This is a genomic window from Aromatoleum toluolicum, from assembly GCF_012911005.2.
GTDB lineage: Bacteria > Pseudomonadota > Gammaproteobacteria > Burkholderiales > Rhodocyclaceae > Aromatoleum > Aromatoleum toluolicum.
The window spans coordinates 29294-44848 of record NZ_WTVS01000018.1 but is presented as its reverse complement, the minus strand read 5'-3'; the positions used below and the strand labels follow the sequence as shown (position 1 = coordinate 44848).

At 68.4% G+C, this 15555-nt stretch carries 15 protein-coding genes; 14 read left to right on the top strand and 1 reads right to left on the bottom strand.

The window, feature by feature from the left end; all coding sequences use genetic code 11:
* The first annotated feature begins 69 nt into the window (after positions 1 to 69).
* A complete protein-coding gene (locus GPA27_RS10330) occupies positions 70 to 2241 on the top strand; it encodes a primosomal protein N' (protein ID WP_169140157.1) in 2172 nt (723 codons plus the stop codon).
* Positions 2242 to 2464: 223 nt separating this feature from the next.
* Here GPA27_RS10330 and GPA27_RS10325 read toward each other — a convergent pair whose 3' ends face one another.
* Positions 2465 to 3838, bottom strand: coding sequence for a tryptophanase (locus tag GPA27_RS10325; RefSeq protein ID WP_169140155.1), 1374 nt, complete (start codon positions 3836 to 3838; stop codon positions 2465 to 2467).
* 365 nt (positions 3839 to 4203) lie between these two features.
* Between GPA27_RS10325 and GPA27_RS10320 the strand changes: the two genes are divergently transcribed.
* The 13 genes from GPA27_RS10320 to hypB all read left to right on the top strand — a co-directional run bounded on the left by GPA27_RS10320 (position 4204) and on the right by hypB (position 15508).
* On the top strand, positions 4204 to 4455 hold the full coding sequence (locus tag GPA27_RS10320) for a hypothetical protein (protein WP_169140153.1): 252 nt from the start codon (positions 4204 to 4206) through the stop codon (positions 4453 to 4455).
* A gap of 71 nt (positions 4456 to 4526) precedes the next feature.
* The gene (locus tag GPA27_RS10315) at positions 4527 to 5201 is read left to right on the top strand and encodes a rhomboid family intramembrane serine protease (RefSeq protein ID WP_246261022.1); all 675 of its coding nucleotides are present in this window, start codon (positions 4527 to 4529) and stop codon (positions 5199 to 5201) included.
* A 72-nt stretch (positions 5202 to 5273) separates the two neighbouring features.
* Positions 5274 to 5897, top strand: coding sequence for a glutathione S-transferase (locus GPA27_RS10310; RefSeq protein WP_169140151.1), 624 nt, complete (start codon positions 5274 to 5276; stop codon positions 5895 to 5897).
* A 373-nt stretch (positions 5898 to 6270) separates the two neighbouring features.
* The gene (locus GPA27_RS10305; RefSeq protein WP_169140149.1) at positions 6271 to 7452 is read left to right on the top strand and encodes a hydrogenase small subunit; all 1182 of its coding nucleotides are present in this window, start codon (positions 6271 to 6273) and stop codon (positions 7450 to 7452) included.
* Positions 7453 to 7454: 2 nt separating this feature from the next.
* Positions 7455 to 8462: a hydrogenase 2 operon protein HybA gene (gene hybA, locus GPA27_RS10300; protein ID WP_169140147.1), complete on the top strand. Its 1008-nt coding sequence runs from the start codon at positions 7455 to 7457 to the stop codon at positions 8460 to 8462.
* A complete protein-coding gene (hybB, locus tag GPA27_RS10295) occupies positions 8459 to 9628 on the top strand; it encodes a Ni/Fe-hydrogenase cytochrome b subunit (protein WP_169140145.1) in 1170 nt (389 codons plus the stop codon). Before hybA ends, hybB begins: the two co-directional genes overlap by 4 nt.
* Before the next feature lie 23 nt (positions 9629 to 9651).
* Positions 9652 to 11364, top strand: coding sequence for a nickel-dependent hydrogenase large subunit (locus GPA27_RS10290; protein WP_169140143.1), 1713 nt, complete (start codon positions 9652 to 9654; stop codon positions 11362 to 11364).
* On the top strand, positions 11364 to 11882 hold the full coding sequence (locus GPA27_RS10285; protein WP_169140141.1) for a HyaD/HybD family hydrogenase maturation endopeptidase: 519 nt from the start codon (positions 11364 to 11366) through the stop codon (positions 11880 to 11882). Before GPA27_RS10290 ends, GPA27_RS10285 begins: the two co-directional genes overlap by 1 nt.
* 1 nt (position 11883) lies before the next feature.
* The gene (locus GPA27_RS10280) at positions 11884 to 12168 is read left to right on the top strand and encodes a HypC/HybG/HupF family hydrogenase formation chaperone (RefSeq protein ID WP_169140139.1); all 285 of its coding nucleotides are present in this window, start codon (positions 11884 to 11886) and stop codon (positions 12166 to 12168) included.
* Positions 12165 to 12737 (top strand): [NiFe]-hydrogenase assembly chaperone HybE, encoded by a 573-nt coding sequence (hybE, locus tag GPA27_RS10275; RefSeq protein WP_169140137.1) that lies wholly within the window; start codon positions 12165 to 12167, stop codon positions 12735 to 12737. The genes GPA27_RS10280 and hybE overlap by 4 nt, the downstream gene beginning before the upstream one ends.
* 202 nt (positions 12738 to 12939) lie before the next feature.
* Positions 12940 to 14058, top strand: a complete 1119-nt coding sequence (locus GPA27_RS10270; protein ID WP_169140135.1) for a nickel-dependent hydrogenase large subunit — start codon at positions 12940 to 12942, stop codon at positions 14056 to 14058.
* Positions 14051 to 14392, top strand: coding sequence for a hydrogenase maturation nickel metallochaperone HypA (hypA, locus tag GPA27_RS10265; protein ID WP_169140133.1), 342 nt, complete (start codon positions 14051 to 14053; stop codon positions 14390 to 14392). The genes GPA27_RS10270 and hypA overlap by 8 nt, the downstream gene beginning before the upstream one ends.
* 102 nt (positions 14393 to 14494) lie before the next feature.
* Positions 14495 to 15508, top strand: a complete 1014-nt coding sequence (gene hypB, locus GPA27_RS10260) for a hydrogenase nickel incorporation protein HypB (protein WP_169140238.1) — start codon at positions 14495 to 14497, stop codon at positions 15506 to 15508.
* The last annotated feature ends 47 nt before the right edge of the window (positions 15509 to 15555 follow it).

Sequence of the window (15555 nt, the reverse complement as noted above, 5' to 3'; positions counted from 1 at the left end):
CAACGAATTTAACAATCATCCGTAAGTAGATGATTTGCAAATAGAACTTGCGCAGAACACGAGATCCGAATGTCCATCGTCCGCGTCGCGCTGCCCGTTCCGATTCCGCAACTCTTTGATTATTCATCGCAAGATGCATGCGAGGAGGATGTCGGCCGGTGCGTGCGGGTGCCCTTCGGGCGGGGCGAGAAGAGCGGCGTGATCGTCGCGCTGGTCACCGCATCGGACGTCGACCCCGCACGCCTCAAGGCGGTGCGCCACATCCAGCGCGAGGTCGCGCCGCTACCGCGCGACTGGCTGGAGCTCGTCGCCTTCGTCGCGCGCTACTACCACGCGCCGCTCGGCGAGGTGATCGCGCTCGCATTGCCCCCCGGGCTGCGCCGCGCCGATGCCGTGAGCGACCGCGAGAGCGACCCGCTGCTCGACCTGAGCGCGGATGGCCACGCAGCGCTGGCCGAGGCACGCCGCGCGAGCCGGGCGCTGGCGCTGCTCGGCGAACTGCGCGCGGCCGGCGTGATCCGGCGCAGCGCGGCGCGCGAGCTGCCGGCGGGCGCGGCGCTGGGCGACGCGATGAAGCGCGGCTGGGTCGTCGCGGTGCGCGGCGCGGACCCCTCGCAGCCGGCGGCGAACCGGCCGGAACTGACCGACGAGCAGCGCGCCGCGGTCGAGGCGGTGTCGGCAGGGCCGGAAGGCTTCGCCCCCTGGCTGCTCCAGGGCGTCACCGGCAGCGGCAAGACCGAGGTGTATCTGCGTCTGGCCGAGCGCGCGCTCGCGGCGGGCCGCCAGGTGCTGATGCTGGTGCCCGAGATCGCCCTCACGCCGCAGCTCGAATCGCGCGTCGCGAACCGCTTCCCCGCCGCCTGCGTCGTCAGCCTGCATTCCGCGCTCGCCGAAGGGGCGCGCTCGCGCGGCTTCGTGCAGGCGCTCGAAGGCCGCGCCGACATCGTGCTGGGCACGCGCCTGTCGGTGTTCGCGCCGCTGCCGCGCCTGGGCCTGATCCTCGTCGACGAGGAGCACGACGCGTCCTACAAGCAGCAGGAAGGCGTGCGCTACTCGGCGCGCGACGTCGCGGTGTGGCGCGCGCACCAGCGCAAGGTGCCGGTGGTGCTCGGCTCGGCGACGCCTTCGCTGGAGAGCTGGCAGCACGCGCGGCTGGCGCGCTACCGCAGCCTGCGCCTCGACGCGCGCGCGCTCGCGAGCACGCTGCCGACGGTGCGGCGCATCGACACGCGCCGCATGAAACTCGACGAAGGCCTCAGCCCGCAGCTCAAGACCGCGATCGGCGAGCGCCTCGCGCGCGGCGAGCAGAGCCTGGTGTTCCTCAACCGCCGCGGCTACGCGCCGGTGCTGTCCTGCCCCGCCTGCGGCTGGGTGAGCCAGTGCCCGCACTGCTCGGCCAACCTCGTCGTGCATCTCGCGGACCGCCGCCTGCGCTGCCACCACTGCGGCTGCGATACCGAGGTGCCGCACCACTGCCCGGTGTGCAGCAACCAGGACATCCAGCCCTTCGGCCGCGGCACGCAGCGCATCGAGGCGCGCCTCGTGGAGCTCTTCCCGGAAGCGCGGGTGCTGCGAGTGGACCGCGATTCGGCGCGCACGCGCAACCAATGGGAGAGCCTGCTCGCGCAGATCGCCAGCGGCGAGGCCGACATCCTCGTCGGCACGCAGATGATGGCCAAGGGCCACGATTTCCCGCAGCTCACGCTGGTCGGCGTGATCGGCGCCGACGCGTCGCTGCATGCGGCGGACTTCCGCGCGCCGGAGCGCCTGTTCCAGCAGCTGATGCAGGTCGGCGGCCGCGCCGGACGCGCGCACCTGCCGGGCGAAGTGCTGGTGCAGACCGAGTACCCCGACCACCCGCTGTATCGCTGCCTCGTCAAGCACGACTTCGACGCCTTCGCCGCGAGCGGCCTCGACGAGCGCCGTGCCGCCGGCTTTCCGCCCTTCAGCTTCCAGGCGATGCTGCGCGCCGACGCGCCGCTGCTCGACGACGCGATGCAGTTCCTCGCCCACGCGCGCCGCCTCGCGCAGGAGATGGCGCCGGCGGGCGTACGCGTGTTCGATGCGGTGCCGATGCGCCTGACGCGGCTCGCGCGGCGCGAACGCGCGCAACTGCTGGTCGAGGCGGACGAGCGGGCGCCGTTGCAGGGCTTCCTCGGGGCCTGGATCGAGGTACTGCGCGCGCAGCGCACGCCGCGCGAACTGCGCTGGCAGCTCGACGTCGATCCGCTCGAGGTGTGACGGAGGGGGCGGCCGGCTGCCGCCGGGAGTTAACCCGGATTAGCCCGGATTGTGCTCCAGCCAGTCGGCGCGCTCGGCGAGGCGCTGCGGAGGCTCGGCACGAGGCGGGTGACGATGGAATCGGAAAAGACGTGGGGCGTCCACAGCGCGGGCACATTGATGCGGCCATGACCGTCGGCACGTCGTCGGCTTGGCCTGTACGAAACGCTTCGGAGCGGGCGGATCAGCCGACCCAGGCAAACTCGGCCGTGAAATGGCGCAGGAACTTCGGCTGCCGGGTGATTCGTACGCCGCGAATGTCGGCCGCCTTCGCCTTCACCTCGGCAATGACCTCTGCCGCGTAGTCGAAGTGCGACTGGGTGTACATCCGGCGCGGAAAGGCAAGGCGCAGCAGTTCCATCTTGTGAAAGGTCTCCGTGCCGTCGTCGAGGCGTTTGCCGAACATGACCGAGCCGACCTCCACGCCGCGGATGCCGCCTTCGAGGTACAAGGCATTGCCGAGCGCCCACGCGGGATAGTGCTCGACCGGCATATGGGGCAGCACGGTGCGTGCATCGAGATACACCGCGTGGCCACCGGTTGGGCGGACGAAGCCGACGCCCGCCGCGTCGAGCTTTTCGCCCAGATATTCGGCGGTGCGCAGCCGGTAGCGCAGGTAGTCCTCGTCGAGCCCTTCCTCGAGCCCGACCGCCATCGCCTCGAGGTCGCGCCCCGCCAGGCCGCCGTAGGTCGGGAATCCCTCCATCATGATCAGGTTGTTGCGGATGTCGTCAAGCCAGCGGTCGTCGCGCAGGGCGATGAAACCGCCGATGTTGACCATGCCATCCTTCTTGGCGCTCATCGTGCAGCCGTCGGCGTAGGACAACATCTCGGCGACGATGTCCGTGATGCGCGCGTGCTCGTACCCGGGTTCGCGCATCTTGATGAACATCGCGTTCTCGGCGAACCGGCAGATATCGATGATGAGCGGCTTGCCGTACTGCTTGAGCAGCCCGGCATAGGCGCGGATATTGGCTAGGGAAACCGGCTGGCCGCCGCCCGTGTTGTTGGTGACCGTGATCATGCCGAAGGGGACGCGCTGCGCTTCGGCCTTGAGCACGGCCTCGACGCGTGCGAGGTCGATGTTGCCCTTGAACGGATGCGCGACGCTCGGCTGCAGCCCTTCGGCAATCACGAGGTCGAGCGCCTCGACGCCGAGGTATTCCAGGTTCGCGCGCGTGGTGTCGAAGTGGCAGTTGTTGGGGACGAGCTCCCCCTTCTTGCAGGCGGCCGTGAACAGCACTTTCTCGGCCGCCCGGCCCTGGTGCGTCGGCACGAAATGTTCCATGCCCGTGATCGTCCGGACCACGGTCTGCAGGCGGTAGAAGCTGCGTGCACCCGCGTAGCTCTCGTCGCCCAGCATGATCGCGCTCCACTGGCGCGATGACATGGCACCGGTTCCGGAGTCGGTCAGCCAGTCAATGAGCACGTCGTCCGCACGCAGCTGGAAGACGTTGAGCTTGGCTTCCTCGAGCAATTGCACCCGTTCCGCGCGGCTGGTCATGCGGATCGGCTCCACGCTCTTGATGCGGAAGGGTTCGATCTGGGTTCTGGGCATCGCCGCGCTCGTCTCGATGGTTTTCATGAGGGGCAACGCTAACACCCGGAAAATCGGCGTGGTGTCGCTAATTTGCAACAGGAATGGAATATTCCGTCAATGCACGGCGGCCGTCCGATCGCTGACAAGTGCGTTTGCCCAGCGCGAAATAGCCGCCTCTTGTCCCCGGCCAAACAGGGTCGGCAGGATGCACGAGTATCGTCCAGAAAAAAACGTGGTAGGCCCCCTGTTCCCGACCTATGTTGGTAGAGGCAGTCAGGGCTATAAGCGCAGCCTGGTCCGGGTTACGCATGGCCTTTTCGTTCGCTGGTCGGGGGCGGGCGGACCGGTCGCAGGGGCGCTGCGTGGCGGCTACGGAGGCGATCATGAGTTCTGCCAACGACTATGGAACCCATTACTGGTGCGTGACGGGCCACGCCGAACCCGTTTTCGTCTATGCCGACAGGCTGGAAATCACATCCTGCGGCGCACTCGTTGCATGGGGCAGTTATCGCAACGAGGGCACCCGCGCCGCGCCGGAACAACAGCTGTGGGGCGCGGCACCTGGTCAGTGGAAGACATTCTTTGCGGCCAGTCTCGTCGACAGAAGGCCGGTCGCAGTGGACGTGCCGGCATGACACTTCGCGTGTGATATCCGACGCGATCCACAGCGCAAGCGGCTGCCTGCAAGGCCCGCCGATGCCGGGTCATGATGCAGGTTAACGTCCCCGACCCGGCATACACCAGCTCCGAGCGCGCCCGCGCGAACTTCCGCCTGGCGTTCACGATCGCGCTCGGCTTCGTCGCGCTCCTGTGGCTCATCCAGATGGTGAATGCAACGCTCGGACTGGGCCTGGAGCGCTTCGGGGTGCGTCCCCGGATATGGCGCGGACTGGCGGGCATCGTCCTTGCCCCGCTGCTGCACGGCGACGTCGGCCACCTATTCGCCAACACCGTTCCGCTGGTGGTGCTGATCACGGCGATGCTCCACCTATATCCCAACTCGGCCCTCAGAGTGCTTCCTGCGATCTACCTCGGCCCGGGCGTCGCGGTGTGGCTATGGGGCCGCGCGTCGATCCATGTCGGGGCGAGCGGGCTGGTCTACGGGCTGCTTGCATACGTCTTCGTGGCCGGCACGATCCGCCACGACCGCCGCGCGATCGCCGCGTCGCTGCTGGTGTGCTTCCTGTATGGCAGCCTCGTGTGGGGCGTATTGCCGATCCAACCCGCGATGTCCTGGGAAACCCACCTTGCCGCTGCGCTGATCGGCTCGGTCTCGGCGGTCGCGCTGCGGCGTCTGGACATTCCGCCGCGACGCCGGTACTCATGGGAGGATGAAGCGGACAATGCGGATGAAGAGGACGAAGAGGACAGGCACGAGTGAACTTGCATCGCCGGCGCGGGCTGTCTATACGTTTCTCGTTCGCTGACTGCCGAACTCCAACAAGGACGACAAATGGACAACTTGAAACTGACCTACTTCGACTTCGATGGCGGGCGTGCCGAACCTGCACGGCTGGCCCTGCATATCGGTGGTATCCCTTTCGAGGACAATCGCTTTGCGCCGGCCGATTTCGCTGAGGTTCGCAAGGCCACCCCGCTTGACCAGGTCCCCACCCTGCAGGTCAACGATGTCGTGGTCACGCAAGGCAATGCGATCACGCGCTACGCCGGCAAACTGGCCGGGCTGTACCCGGAAGACGCGCTGCAGGCCCTGTTCTGCGACGAAGTCATGAGCGCCCTCGAAGACGTCAACGTCAAGATCGGCGCGACCTTCGGCTTGAAAGGCGACGACCTGAAGAAGGCGCGCGACGCCCTCGCAAGCGAAACCCTGCCCAGATACTTGCGCTGGCTCCAGCATCAGCTCGAAAGCCGCGGCGGCGCCTACCTCGCCGACAATCGTTTGACGATCGCCGACCTCAAGGCGCTGATCGTTCTGCGCTGGCTGAGCTCCGGCAAGCTCGATCACATCCCGGCCGACCTGATCGCCACGGTGGCCCCCAAGCTCACTGGGTACATGGACCGGATCGCCAACACGCCGGCCATCGCGCAATACTACGAAAAGCGCGCCGGCGCCTGAGCGCCTGGCGCGGGGCGCTGCGACAGATCGGACGAGCCGGCTGCATCGGCTGTCCGATCATCAGATTGATTTCTTCGGCCTGCTCTACGGACAGGGGCGAAGAACGCGCGCGTAATGCGATTGGCGCCCGTTCCGCACAAGAACGACTGCGGTGGGCCGCGGCGCTTGGCCGGTGGAATGTCGGGTGGAAAGCCGGTTTCCACTATCATGCGCCGAGCGTATCCGTCCATGCCGGGTGAGCTTCCCCGGTCGCTGCAAGCAACTGATCGGTAAAGAAAAACCGCTAGCCCGAAATTGGGCACGGTTCTTGTGATCTCCCCCGCATACGACGCGCACACGTGATGCCGTCGATGGACAAGAACGGGGGGAGTGCATGCACCACGAGTTGAAGGAACTGGCCGAAGCCTGGGCGGCGCGGCCGGTCGAGGAGCGCCTGGGAATGAGCCGGCGCGGCTTCATGCAGTTCTGCGCGACGCTGGCGACGACGCTGGGCCTGCCGGCGACCGCCGCGGCGCAGGTGCAGAGCGCGATCGAGCAGAAGCGCCGGCCGTCGGTGATCTGGCTGCACTTCCAGGAATGTACCGGCTGCACCGAGTCGATGCTGCGCGCCGAGCATCCGACGATCGAGAAGCTGATCCTCGACATCATCTCGCTCGACTACCACGAGACGCTGTGCGCCGCGGCCGGCCATCAGGTCGAGGCCGCGCGCAAGCAGGCGATGGCCGACAACAAGGGCAAGTACATCCTCGTGATCGAGGGCGCGATCCCGACCAAGGACGACGGCATCTACTGCAAGGTCGGCGGCCAGACCGCGATCGAGCTGACGAAGGAGTGTGCGGCCGACGCCGCCGCGGTGATCGCGATCGGCTCCTGTGCGAGCTGGGGCGGCATGCCCTCGACGGGGCCGAACCCGACCGGCGCATCGGGTGTCGCGGAGGTGCTCGGCAAGCCGGTCGTGACCATCCCCGGCTGCCCGCCCAACCCGTACAACTTCCTCGCCACCGTCGTGCATTTCCTGAGCTTCGGCGCGCTGCCCGAGGTCGATCAACTGGGTCGGCCGAAGTTCGCCTATTCGCGCCTGATCCACGAGAACTGCGAGCGCCGCGCGCACTTCGACGCCGGCCGCTTCGCGATGGAGTTCGGCGACGAGGGCCATCGCAAGGGCTACTGCCTGTACAAGCTGGGCTGCAAGGGGCCCGAGACCTACGCGAACTGTCCGACGGTGCTGTTCGGCGACGCGGGCGCGGGCACCTGGCCGGTGGGCTGCGGCCACCCGTGCATCGGCTGTACCGAGCAGGGTGTCGGCTTCGAGAAGCCGATCCACATGCTCGCCAAGGTCAAGAACGTCGAGCCGCCGGCGAGCTACCCGTCCGTGGGCGAGGCGCAGGGCAAGGGCGCGTCGCTGGGCTCCGTCGCGGTGCTGGCCGCCGTCACCGGTGCGGCAGCCGGGGCGGGCGCGATGTTCGCGAAGAACCTCGGCAAGTCGCACGCCGAGCAGCAGGCCGCGAAGGACAAGGACGGCAAGGCGGACCACCAGAGCGCCGGGCGGGAGTGACGATGAACTCCCGACGCGACTTCCTCAAATGCGCGCTCGCGGGCGGCGCGGCCGTCGCCGGTGCGGCGGCGAGCCCGGCCGCGCAGGCGCGCGGCAACGCCGACGTTTCGCCCGACGCCGTGGGCCTGCTGTTCGATTCCACCCTGTGCATCGGCTGCAAGGCCTGTGTCGCCGCGTGCAAGACCGCGAACGACCTGCCCCTCGACATCAACACGTCGCCCGACTGGCCGTGGGACGTGCCGCTCGACACGACCGCGCGCACCTTCAACGTGATCAAGGTGTATCGCGACGGCAAGGCGACGCTCAAGGACGCGGAGCAGGGCGGCTACGCGTTCATGAAGAGCTCCTGCCTGCACTGCGTCGATCCGAGCTGCGTGTCGGCCTGCCCGGTGTCCGCGATGAAGAAGGACCCGGTGACCGGCATCGTCGGCTACGACAAGGACGCCTGCATCGGCTGCCGCTACTGCGTCGCCGCCTGTCCCTTCGGCATCCCGAAGTACGACTACGACTCGCCGACCGGGGCGATCGGCAAGTGCGAGCTGTGCCGCCACCGCATGCAGGACGGCCACTATGCGGCCTGCGCCGAGGTGTGCCCGACCGGCGCGACGCTGTTCGGCAAGGTCTCGGATCTCAGGGCCGAGGCGCAGCGCCGCCTCGCGTTGAAGGCGGGCGACACGACGACCTTCCCGCGCGGCAATCTCAGCGCGGGAGACCAGCCCGCGTGGGAGGGGGTCGTGCCCGCCTACGTGCAGCACGTGTATGGCGAGAAGGAAGTCGGGGGCACGCAGATGATCAAGCTCGCCGCGGTGCCTTTCGACAAGTTCGGCCACAAGCCGCTGCCCGAACGCTCGTTCTCGTCGAAGTCCGAGACGCTGCAGCACACGCTGTACGGCGGGCTCGCGCTGCCGGTGGTGGCGCTGGGCGTGATGACCTTCCTCGCCAAGCGCAACATGCCCAAGGACGACGAGCCGCAGGCCCCACACACTGACCAGCAGGAGGGCGGCCGATGAGCGCTCATGTCCATGTCGCGCCGGCGCCCGTCGGCGGGCGGCTCCTCAACGCCGTGAGCTTCGTCTGCGGTGTGCTGATCCTGTCGGCCTTCGCGGTCCTCGCGCTGCGCTTCTGGGGCGGTCTCGGTGCAGTTACCAATCTGAACGACGGCTACCCGTGGGGCATTTGGGTGGTCGGCGACGTCGTGATCGGTTCGGCCTTCGCGTGCGGCGGCTTCTCGGTCGCGATGCTGGTGTACATCTTCAACCGCGGCGAATACCACCCGCTGGTGCGCCCGGCGCTGCTCGCGAGCCTGTTCGGCTACTCGCTGGCGGGGGCGGGGGTGATCTTCGACCTCGGCCGCTACTGGAACTTCTGGCACATCCTGTGGCCGGGCTACGCGTCGCCGAATTCGGTGATGTTCGAGGTCGCGGCGTGCATCTCGCTCTACATCCTGGTGATGTGGCTGGAGTTTTCGCCGACCTTCTTCGAGAAGTTCGGCTGGAGCAACGCCCAGCGCAAGGTCGGGCGCGCGATGTTCTTCCTGGTGGGCCTCGGCACCGTGCTGCCGATGATGCACCAGAGCTCGCTCGGCTCGATGCTGATCGTGTTCGGCACGCAGTTGCATCCGCTGTGGCAGACCATGGCCTTGCCGGCGATCTACCTGATCTCGGCGATCACGATCGGCTACGCGGTGGTGCTGTTCGAGTCTTGCGTCGCCGCCGCCGGCTACCGGCGCTCGATCGAGATGCACCTGCTCACCCCCTTGTCGAAGGTGATGCTGGGCATGCTGGGTCTGTATCTCGCTATCCGCTTCGGTGACCTCGTCGTGCGCGGGGCGATTGCGACCGCCTTCGAGCCGACGCTGCAGGCCTTCATGTTCTGGCTCGAGAGCATCGCCTTCGTGCTGCCGCTGTGGATCCTGGGCACGCCCGCGAAGCGCGCGAACCCGGCGAACCTCTTCACCGGCGGCGCCGTGCTGATGATCGCCGGCATCCTGCTGCGCGTGAATTCCTATCTGGTCGGCTACCAGACCGGCGACGGCTGGTCCTACTTCCCGTCCATCCCCGAAATGCTGGTTACCTTCGGCATGTTCGCGATCGAAGTGCTGGCCTACATCGTCATTACCCGCCGCTTCCCGGTGCTGCCGCGCGAGGATCACGCGCCGGCCGGGCAGGCGGCCTGAGAATTTCCGAGGAGACTTTTCCCATGAGCCAACGCATCACCATCGACCCGGTCACCCGGATTGAAGGCCACCTCCGGATCGACGTCGAGGTCGACGGCGGCAAGGTCACCAAGGCCTGGTCCTCGGGCACCATGTGGCGCGGCGTCGAGAACATCCTGATCGGCCGCGACCCGCGCGACGCGTGGGCGATCACGCAGCGCATCTGCGGCGTGTGCACGACCGTGCATGCGATCTGCTCGGTGCGCGCGGTCGAGAACGCGCTGAAGCTGGACATCCCGCTGAACGCGCAGCTGATCCGCAACATGATCATCCTCGCGCATGCGGTGCATGACCAGATCGTGCATTTCTACCACCTGTCGGCGCTCGACTGGGTGGATGTGGTCTCGGCGCTGAAGGCCGACCCGGACAAGGCCGCCGCGCTCGGCCAGAGCCTGTCGTCGTGGTCGGGCAACAGCAAGCACGAGATGCGCAAGGTCAAGGAGAAGCTCGCGAGCTACGTCGCCAGCGGCCAGCTCGGCATCTTCACCAACGGCTACTGGGGCCACCCGGCGATGAAGCTGCCGCCGGAGGTGAACCTGCTCGCGGTCGCGCACTACCTGCAGGCGCTGGAGATCCAGCGCTACGCGAACAAGATCGTGTCCATCCTCGGCTCGAAGACGCCGCACATCCAGAACGTCGCGGTGGGCGGCGTCGCCAACCCGCTGTCGGCGAATTCGCAGTCGGTGCTGACGGTCGAGCGCCTGATGGCGATCCAGGAGTGGATGACCAAGCTCGACGACTTCGTGAAGAACGTCTACATGGTGGACGTGGCCGCGATCGGCGCCTTCTATCCCGAATGGACGAAGGTCGGCCGCGGCGTGGTCAATTACCTCGCCGCACCGGACATCCCGCTGGATTCCGCGGGCACGCAGTTCGCGATCCCCGGCGGCTACATCCCGAACGGGGACCTGTCGCAGTTCAAGCCGATCACGGCCTTCGGCGACAAGTTCTTCGAGGACGGCGTGTCCGAGGCGATCAAGCACTCGTGGTACGAGTACGGCGGCGGGGACTCGACTTCGCTGCACCCGTACAAGGGTGAGACGACGCCGAAGTACACCGACTTCCAGGACGACGGCAAGTACTCGTGGCTCAAGTCGCCGACCTTCCTCGGCAAGCCGGCCCAGGTCGGACCGCTCGCGCGCGTGCTGTGCGGGCTCGCCGCCAAGCACGAAGGCATCACCAAGTACGCGACCGGGATGCTGGACACGGTGTCCTCGCTGGCCAAGACCAAGGTCGGGCTGGATGCGATGCACTCGACCATCGGCCGCCACGCCTCGCGCGCGATCATGTGCGGCGTCGAGACCGACACCCTCAAGGGCCAGTGGCAGATGCTCATCGACAACATGGCCAAGGGCGACCTCGACACCTTCAACGCGCCGGTCTTCCCCAAGGGGGAGATCCACGGTGTCGGCTTCCACGAGGCGCCGCGCGGCATCCTGTCGCACTGGGTGGTGATCGAGAACCAGAAGATCAAGAACTACCAGTGCGTCGTGCCTTCGACGTGGAACGCCGCGCCGAAGAACGAGAAGGACGAGATGGCGCCGTACGAGGCCTGCCTGATCGGCAACCCGGTGATCGACGCCGAGAAGCCGCTGGAGGTGCTGCGCACGATCCACTCCTTCGACCCCTGCCTCGCGTGCGCGGTGCATATCCTCGACACCGAGAACACCGAAGTCGTGCGTGTGAAGGCGGCCTGATGAGCAACTTTGACACCCCGATCCGCCGCGCCGTGCTGCTGGGCGTCGGCAACATCCTGCTGACCGACGAAGGCGTCGGGGTGCGGCTGGTCGAGCAGCTGCAGGTGGGCTACGAGATCCCCGCCGCGCTGACGGTGCTCGACGGCGGAACGGCGGCAATGGAGCTGCTGGAAGACCTCGAGAACCTCGACCTGCTGGTCATCGCCGACTGCGTGCGCGTCGGCCAGCCGCCCGCGAGCGTTGTCGTGCTCAAGGACGACGAGGTGCCGGCCTTCTTCCGTGCGCGCATCTCACCGCACCAGGTCGGGTTGTCCGACGTGCTCGCGACGCTGGAGATCACCGAGCGCGCGCCGCGCCACGTCGTGGTCGTCGGCGTCCAGCCCTTCGACATTTCCACCTGCATGGAGCAGAGCGCCCCGGTGCGCGCGGCGATGCCGCAGGCGCTGCAGGCGATCCGCGATGCGCTGGCGGAGTATGGGCTGCCGACGCCGGCGAAGGTGCTGGCGGAGGCCGCCTGAGATGTGCCTGTCAATGCCGATGCAGGTCGAAGCGTGGGTCGGCGACGGTGAACTCGCGTGGGTCGTGCGCGGCGAGCGCCGCGAGCAGGCCAACATGCTGCTCGTCGGCCCGCAGCCGGTCGGCAGCTGGGTGCTGGTCGCGCTCGGCTTCGCCAAGGAAGTGCTCGACGCCGAGAGCCTCGCGCTGACGGAGGAGGCGCTCGCGGCGCTGGCGGCCACGCTCGACGGCGATTACCACACCGATGCGTGGTTCCGCGACCTGCCTTCGGCGAGGGATGTCGCGTGAGCGAGGTGCTCCCCTTCGTCCGCGTGCCGGCCTTCCGCCCGCCGGAAGCGGAGGTCGCCGCCCCGTGGCAGTCCGACCCGAGTACACCGCTGGCGCGCCATTTCCGTCGCGTGCACGAAACCCGCATGCTCGGACTTCCGTTCCTCAACGAAGCCCTCGACGTCACGGTCGCGGCCTGCGAACGCGTGGGCGGCGACTGGCTCGCCGCGCTGGTGACGCCGTGGAGCATCCAGCTCGTGCTGCTGCCCGGCGGTGGCACGCTGTGGCGCGACACCGCGGCCGGCACCCGCCATACGCTGACCTTGCCGGTGGGCGATCTCGTGTTCATCGGCGAGGCGGCCGAGCACGCGTCCGACCTCGTCCCGGCCTTGCTGTACTGCCCGCTGATCGCGCCGCCCGACGGCATCAGCGACACCGCGGCGGCCTGCGCGATCGCGCGCGAGGCCCTCGCGACGGTGCTCCAACCACTGCCTGCGACCCCCGGCGCGACGGACGAGGGCAATGCCGCGCCCCATCCGCGTACCCCGCCTTCACCATCCCGTCGCGCCTTCCTGCGCGGCCGTTCCTGACATGGTCTCGCGAGCCGTGCCGGCAGGCTTTCATGCGCGTTCGACTGCGCCTATCATCGTCGCGACCCCGTTTCCCCGCCGCGACCGGCGGGTGGAACGCACTTATCGTCACGGGTCGGGCGGTGCAAGGAGAAAGCATGGTTCAGGGCTGGCGGCACCTCGTCGCGCGCGGCGGGGAAGCGTACGACTGCGAGAGGCCGGCATGAGCCCGGACGGCAAGCTTCGTCTGCGCGCGATCCGCGACGGCCGCCGCATCGGTGGCGTGCGCGTGGAGAATCCACGTCCGCAGGCCGCGCAGGTGCTCGTCGGCCGCAGTGTCGAGGATGCGGTCAAGCTGGTACCCGCGCTCTTCAGCCTGTGTTCCCACGCCCAGGGCATCGCCGCGACCGCGGCCTGCGTCGTGGCGGGCGCGCCCACGCTGGCGCGCGCCGAGCCCTGGGCCGAGGAGCGCGCGCTCGCGACCGAGGCGGCGCAGGAACACCTGTGGCGCCTGATGCTCGACTGGCCGCGCATCTTCGGCCACAAGCCGCGCAGCGACCGCTTCGCCGAACTGCACCGCCGCCTCGCGAAGCTGGGCGACGCGCGCGCGGCGTACGAACTCGGCGGCGACCTGCTCGACCTCGTCGTCGTCGAACTCCTCACCGGCTTCTTTGCGGCGCGCGAGCCCAGCGGCCTGCGCGAGTTCGTCGAACGCGCGCGGCGCGGCGGCTCGATCGGCGCCGCGCTCGCGGACCTGATCGAGATGGGGTCCTCGACGCCCGAAGGCGAAGCCGTGCCGCTCTTGCCCGCCCTCGCGGCGGGCGCCTGGGCTCACGAGCTGGGTGGCGTGCCGTCGGCGGACTTCTGCGCGGCGCCGACGCTGTTCGGCCGTGCGCACGAGACGGGCGTGCTGCCGCGCCATGCCGGGTCGATGATGGTGCGCAGCCTCCTTACGCACCGCCACCGCATCGCCGCGCGCCTCTTCGCACGCGTCATCGACCTGTCGGACTGCGCGAGCCGCCTGCGCCATCCGCTGGCGTCGGACATGCCGCGGCTGGTCGATGCGGCGCCGCTCGGCGAGCACGCCGGCCTTGCCTGCGTCGAAACCGCGCGCGGCCTGCTGATGCACGCGGTGCGCCTCGACGGGGAACGCATCGCCGAGTACGCGATCGTCGCACCGACCGAATGGAACTTCCACGCTGACGGCCCCTTCGTGCGCGAAGGCTGCGGCTGGGAGGCGGATTCCGAGGAGGAGGCGATGCGGCGCCTGAAGGCCCTCGCGCTGTCGCTGGATCCGTGTATCGAATACGAGATCGTGTTCGAGGACGCGCCCGGTGCATGAGATGTCGCTCGCCGAGAGCGTGCGCGGCATCGTCGAGGACGCCGCGACCGCGCAGGGCGCACGGCGCGTGAAGACGATCGTGCTGGAGATTGGCGAACTGTCGTCGGTCGAGGTCGAGGCGCTGCGTTTCTGCCTCGACGTCGTATTGCGCGATTCGCTCGCGGACGGCGCGGCGATCGAGATCGAGCCGGTCGCGGGCGTCGGCTGGTGCCTCGCGTGCGACCGCAGCGTGCCGCTCGCGCAGCGCTACGACCCGTGCCCGCAGTGCGGCGGCTATCAGATCAGGCCAACGGGCGGCACCGAGATGCGGGTCAGGGAAATCGAGGTCGAGTGAGGCGGAAATGTAGGGTGGGAGGAGCCGAAGGCGTATCCCGCCATGCAGCGCCGGAAGAGGTTCGGACGCCCGATGTGGCGTTCAGACGAGTTGGAGCAGGACATGTGTACGGTATGCGGTTGCAGCAGCGGTGAAGTGAACATCGGCGGCGCGGGGCGGGCGAAAGCCGCGCGCGCGAAGGGCGGCGCGACGCGCGCATGGAAGGCCGTGAACGCGGCGTCCCCAGCGGTCGAAGCCGCGATGCCTGAACCCGTCTCCGCCGACGCCAGCGAGGACACACACATCCACAGCGACGATCATCACCTGCACTTCGGCGCCGGTCCCGCCCACGCCCACGTACCCGGCCTCACGCAGTCCCAGATCGTCAAGATCGAGCGCGACATCCTCGGCAAGAACGACGCCCGCGCCGACGAAAACCGCCGCACGCTGGCCGGTCGCGGCATCTTCACGCTGAACCTCGTCTCCAGCCCCGGTTCGGGCAAGACCACGCTGCTCGTGCGCACGCTCACCGAACTTGCCGGCCGCGTGCCCGCCGCGGTGATCGAAGGCGACCAGCAGACCGAGTTCGACGCCGAGCGCATCCGCGCGACCGGCGTGCCGGCGCTGCAGATCAACACCGGCAAGGGCTGCCACCTCGACGCCGACATGGTCGCGCGCGCGCTCGCGCAGATGGCGCTCGCCGACGACAGTCTGTTGCTGATCGAGAACGTCGGCAACCTCGTCTGCCCGGCCGCCTTCGACCTCGGCGAGGCGCACAAGGTCGCGATCCTGTCGGTGACCGAGGGCGAGGACAAGCCGCTCAAGTATCCCGACATGTTCGCCGCGGCTGACCTGATGCTGCTCAACAAGGTCGACCTGCTGCCGCACCTGACCTTCGACGTCGAACGCGCGATCGCCTATGCGCGCCGCGTGAATCCGGCGATCGAGGTCATCCGCACGTCCTCGACGAGCGGCGAGGGCATCGCCGAGTGGCTCGCGTGGCTGGAGCGGGGGATGGCGAAGGCGAGGGCGGCGCGCGCTGCCGCCGTGCCGCCCGTGACGCGGGAAGGCGTACGGAGCGAACCCGTCGCGGCGGTGAAGGCCGGCGACACCGGGGCGAAAGCGTGTGCACGTTGATCGGCGCGGCGGCCCGGCCTGCGGCAATCATCGTTCGCCCTCAGCCT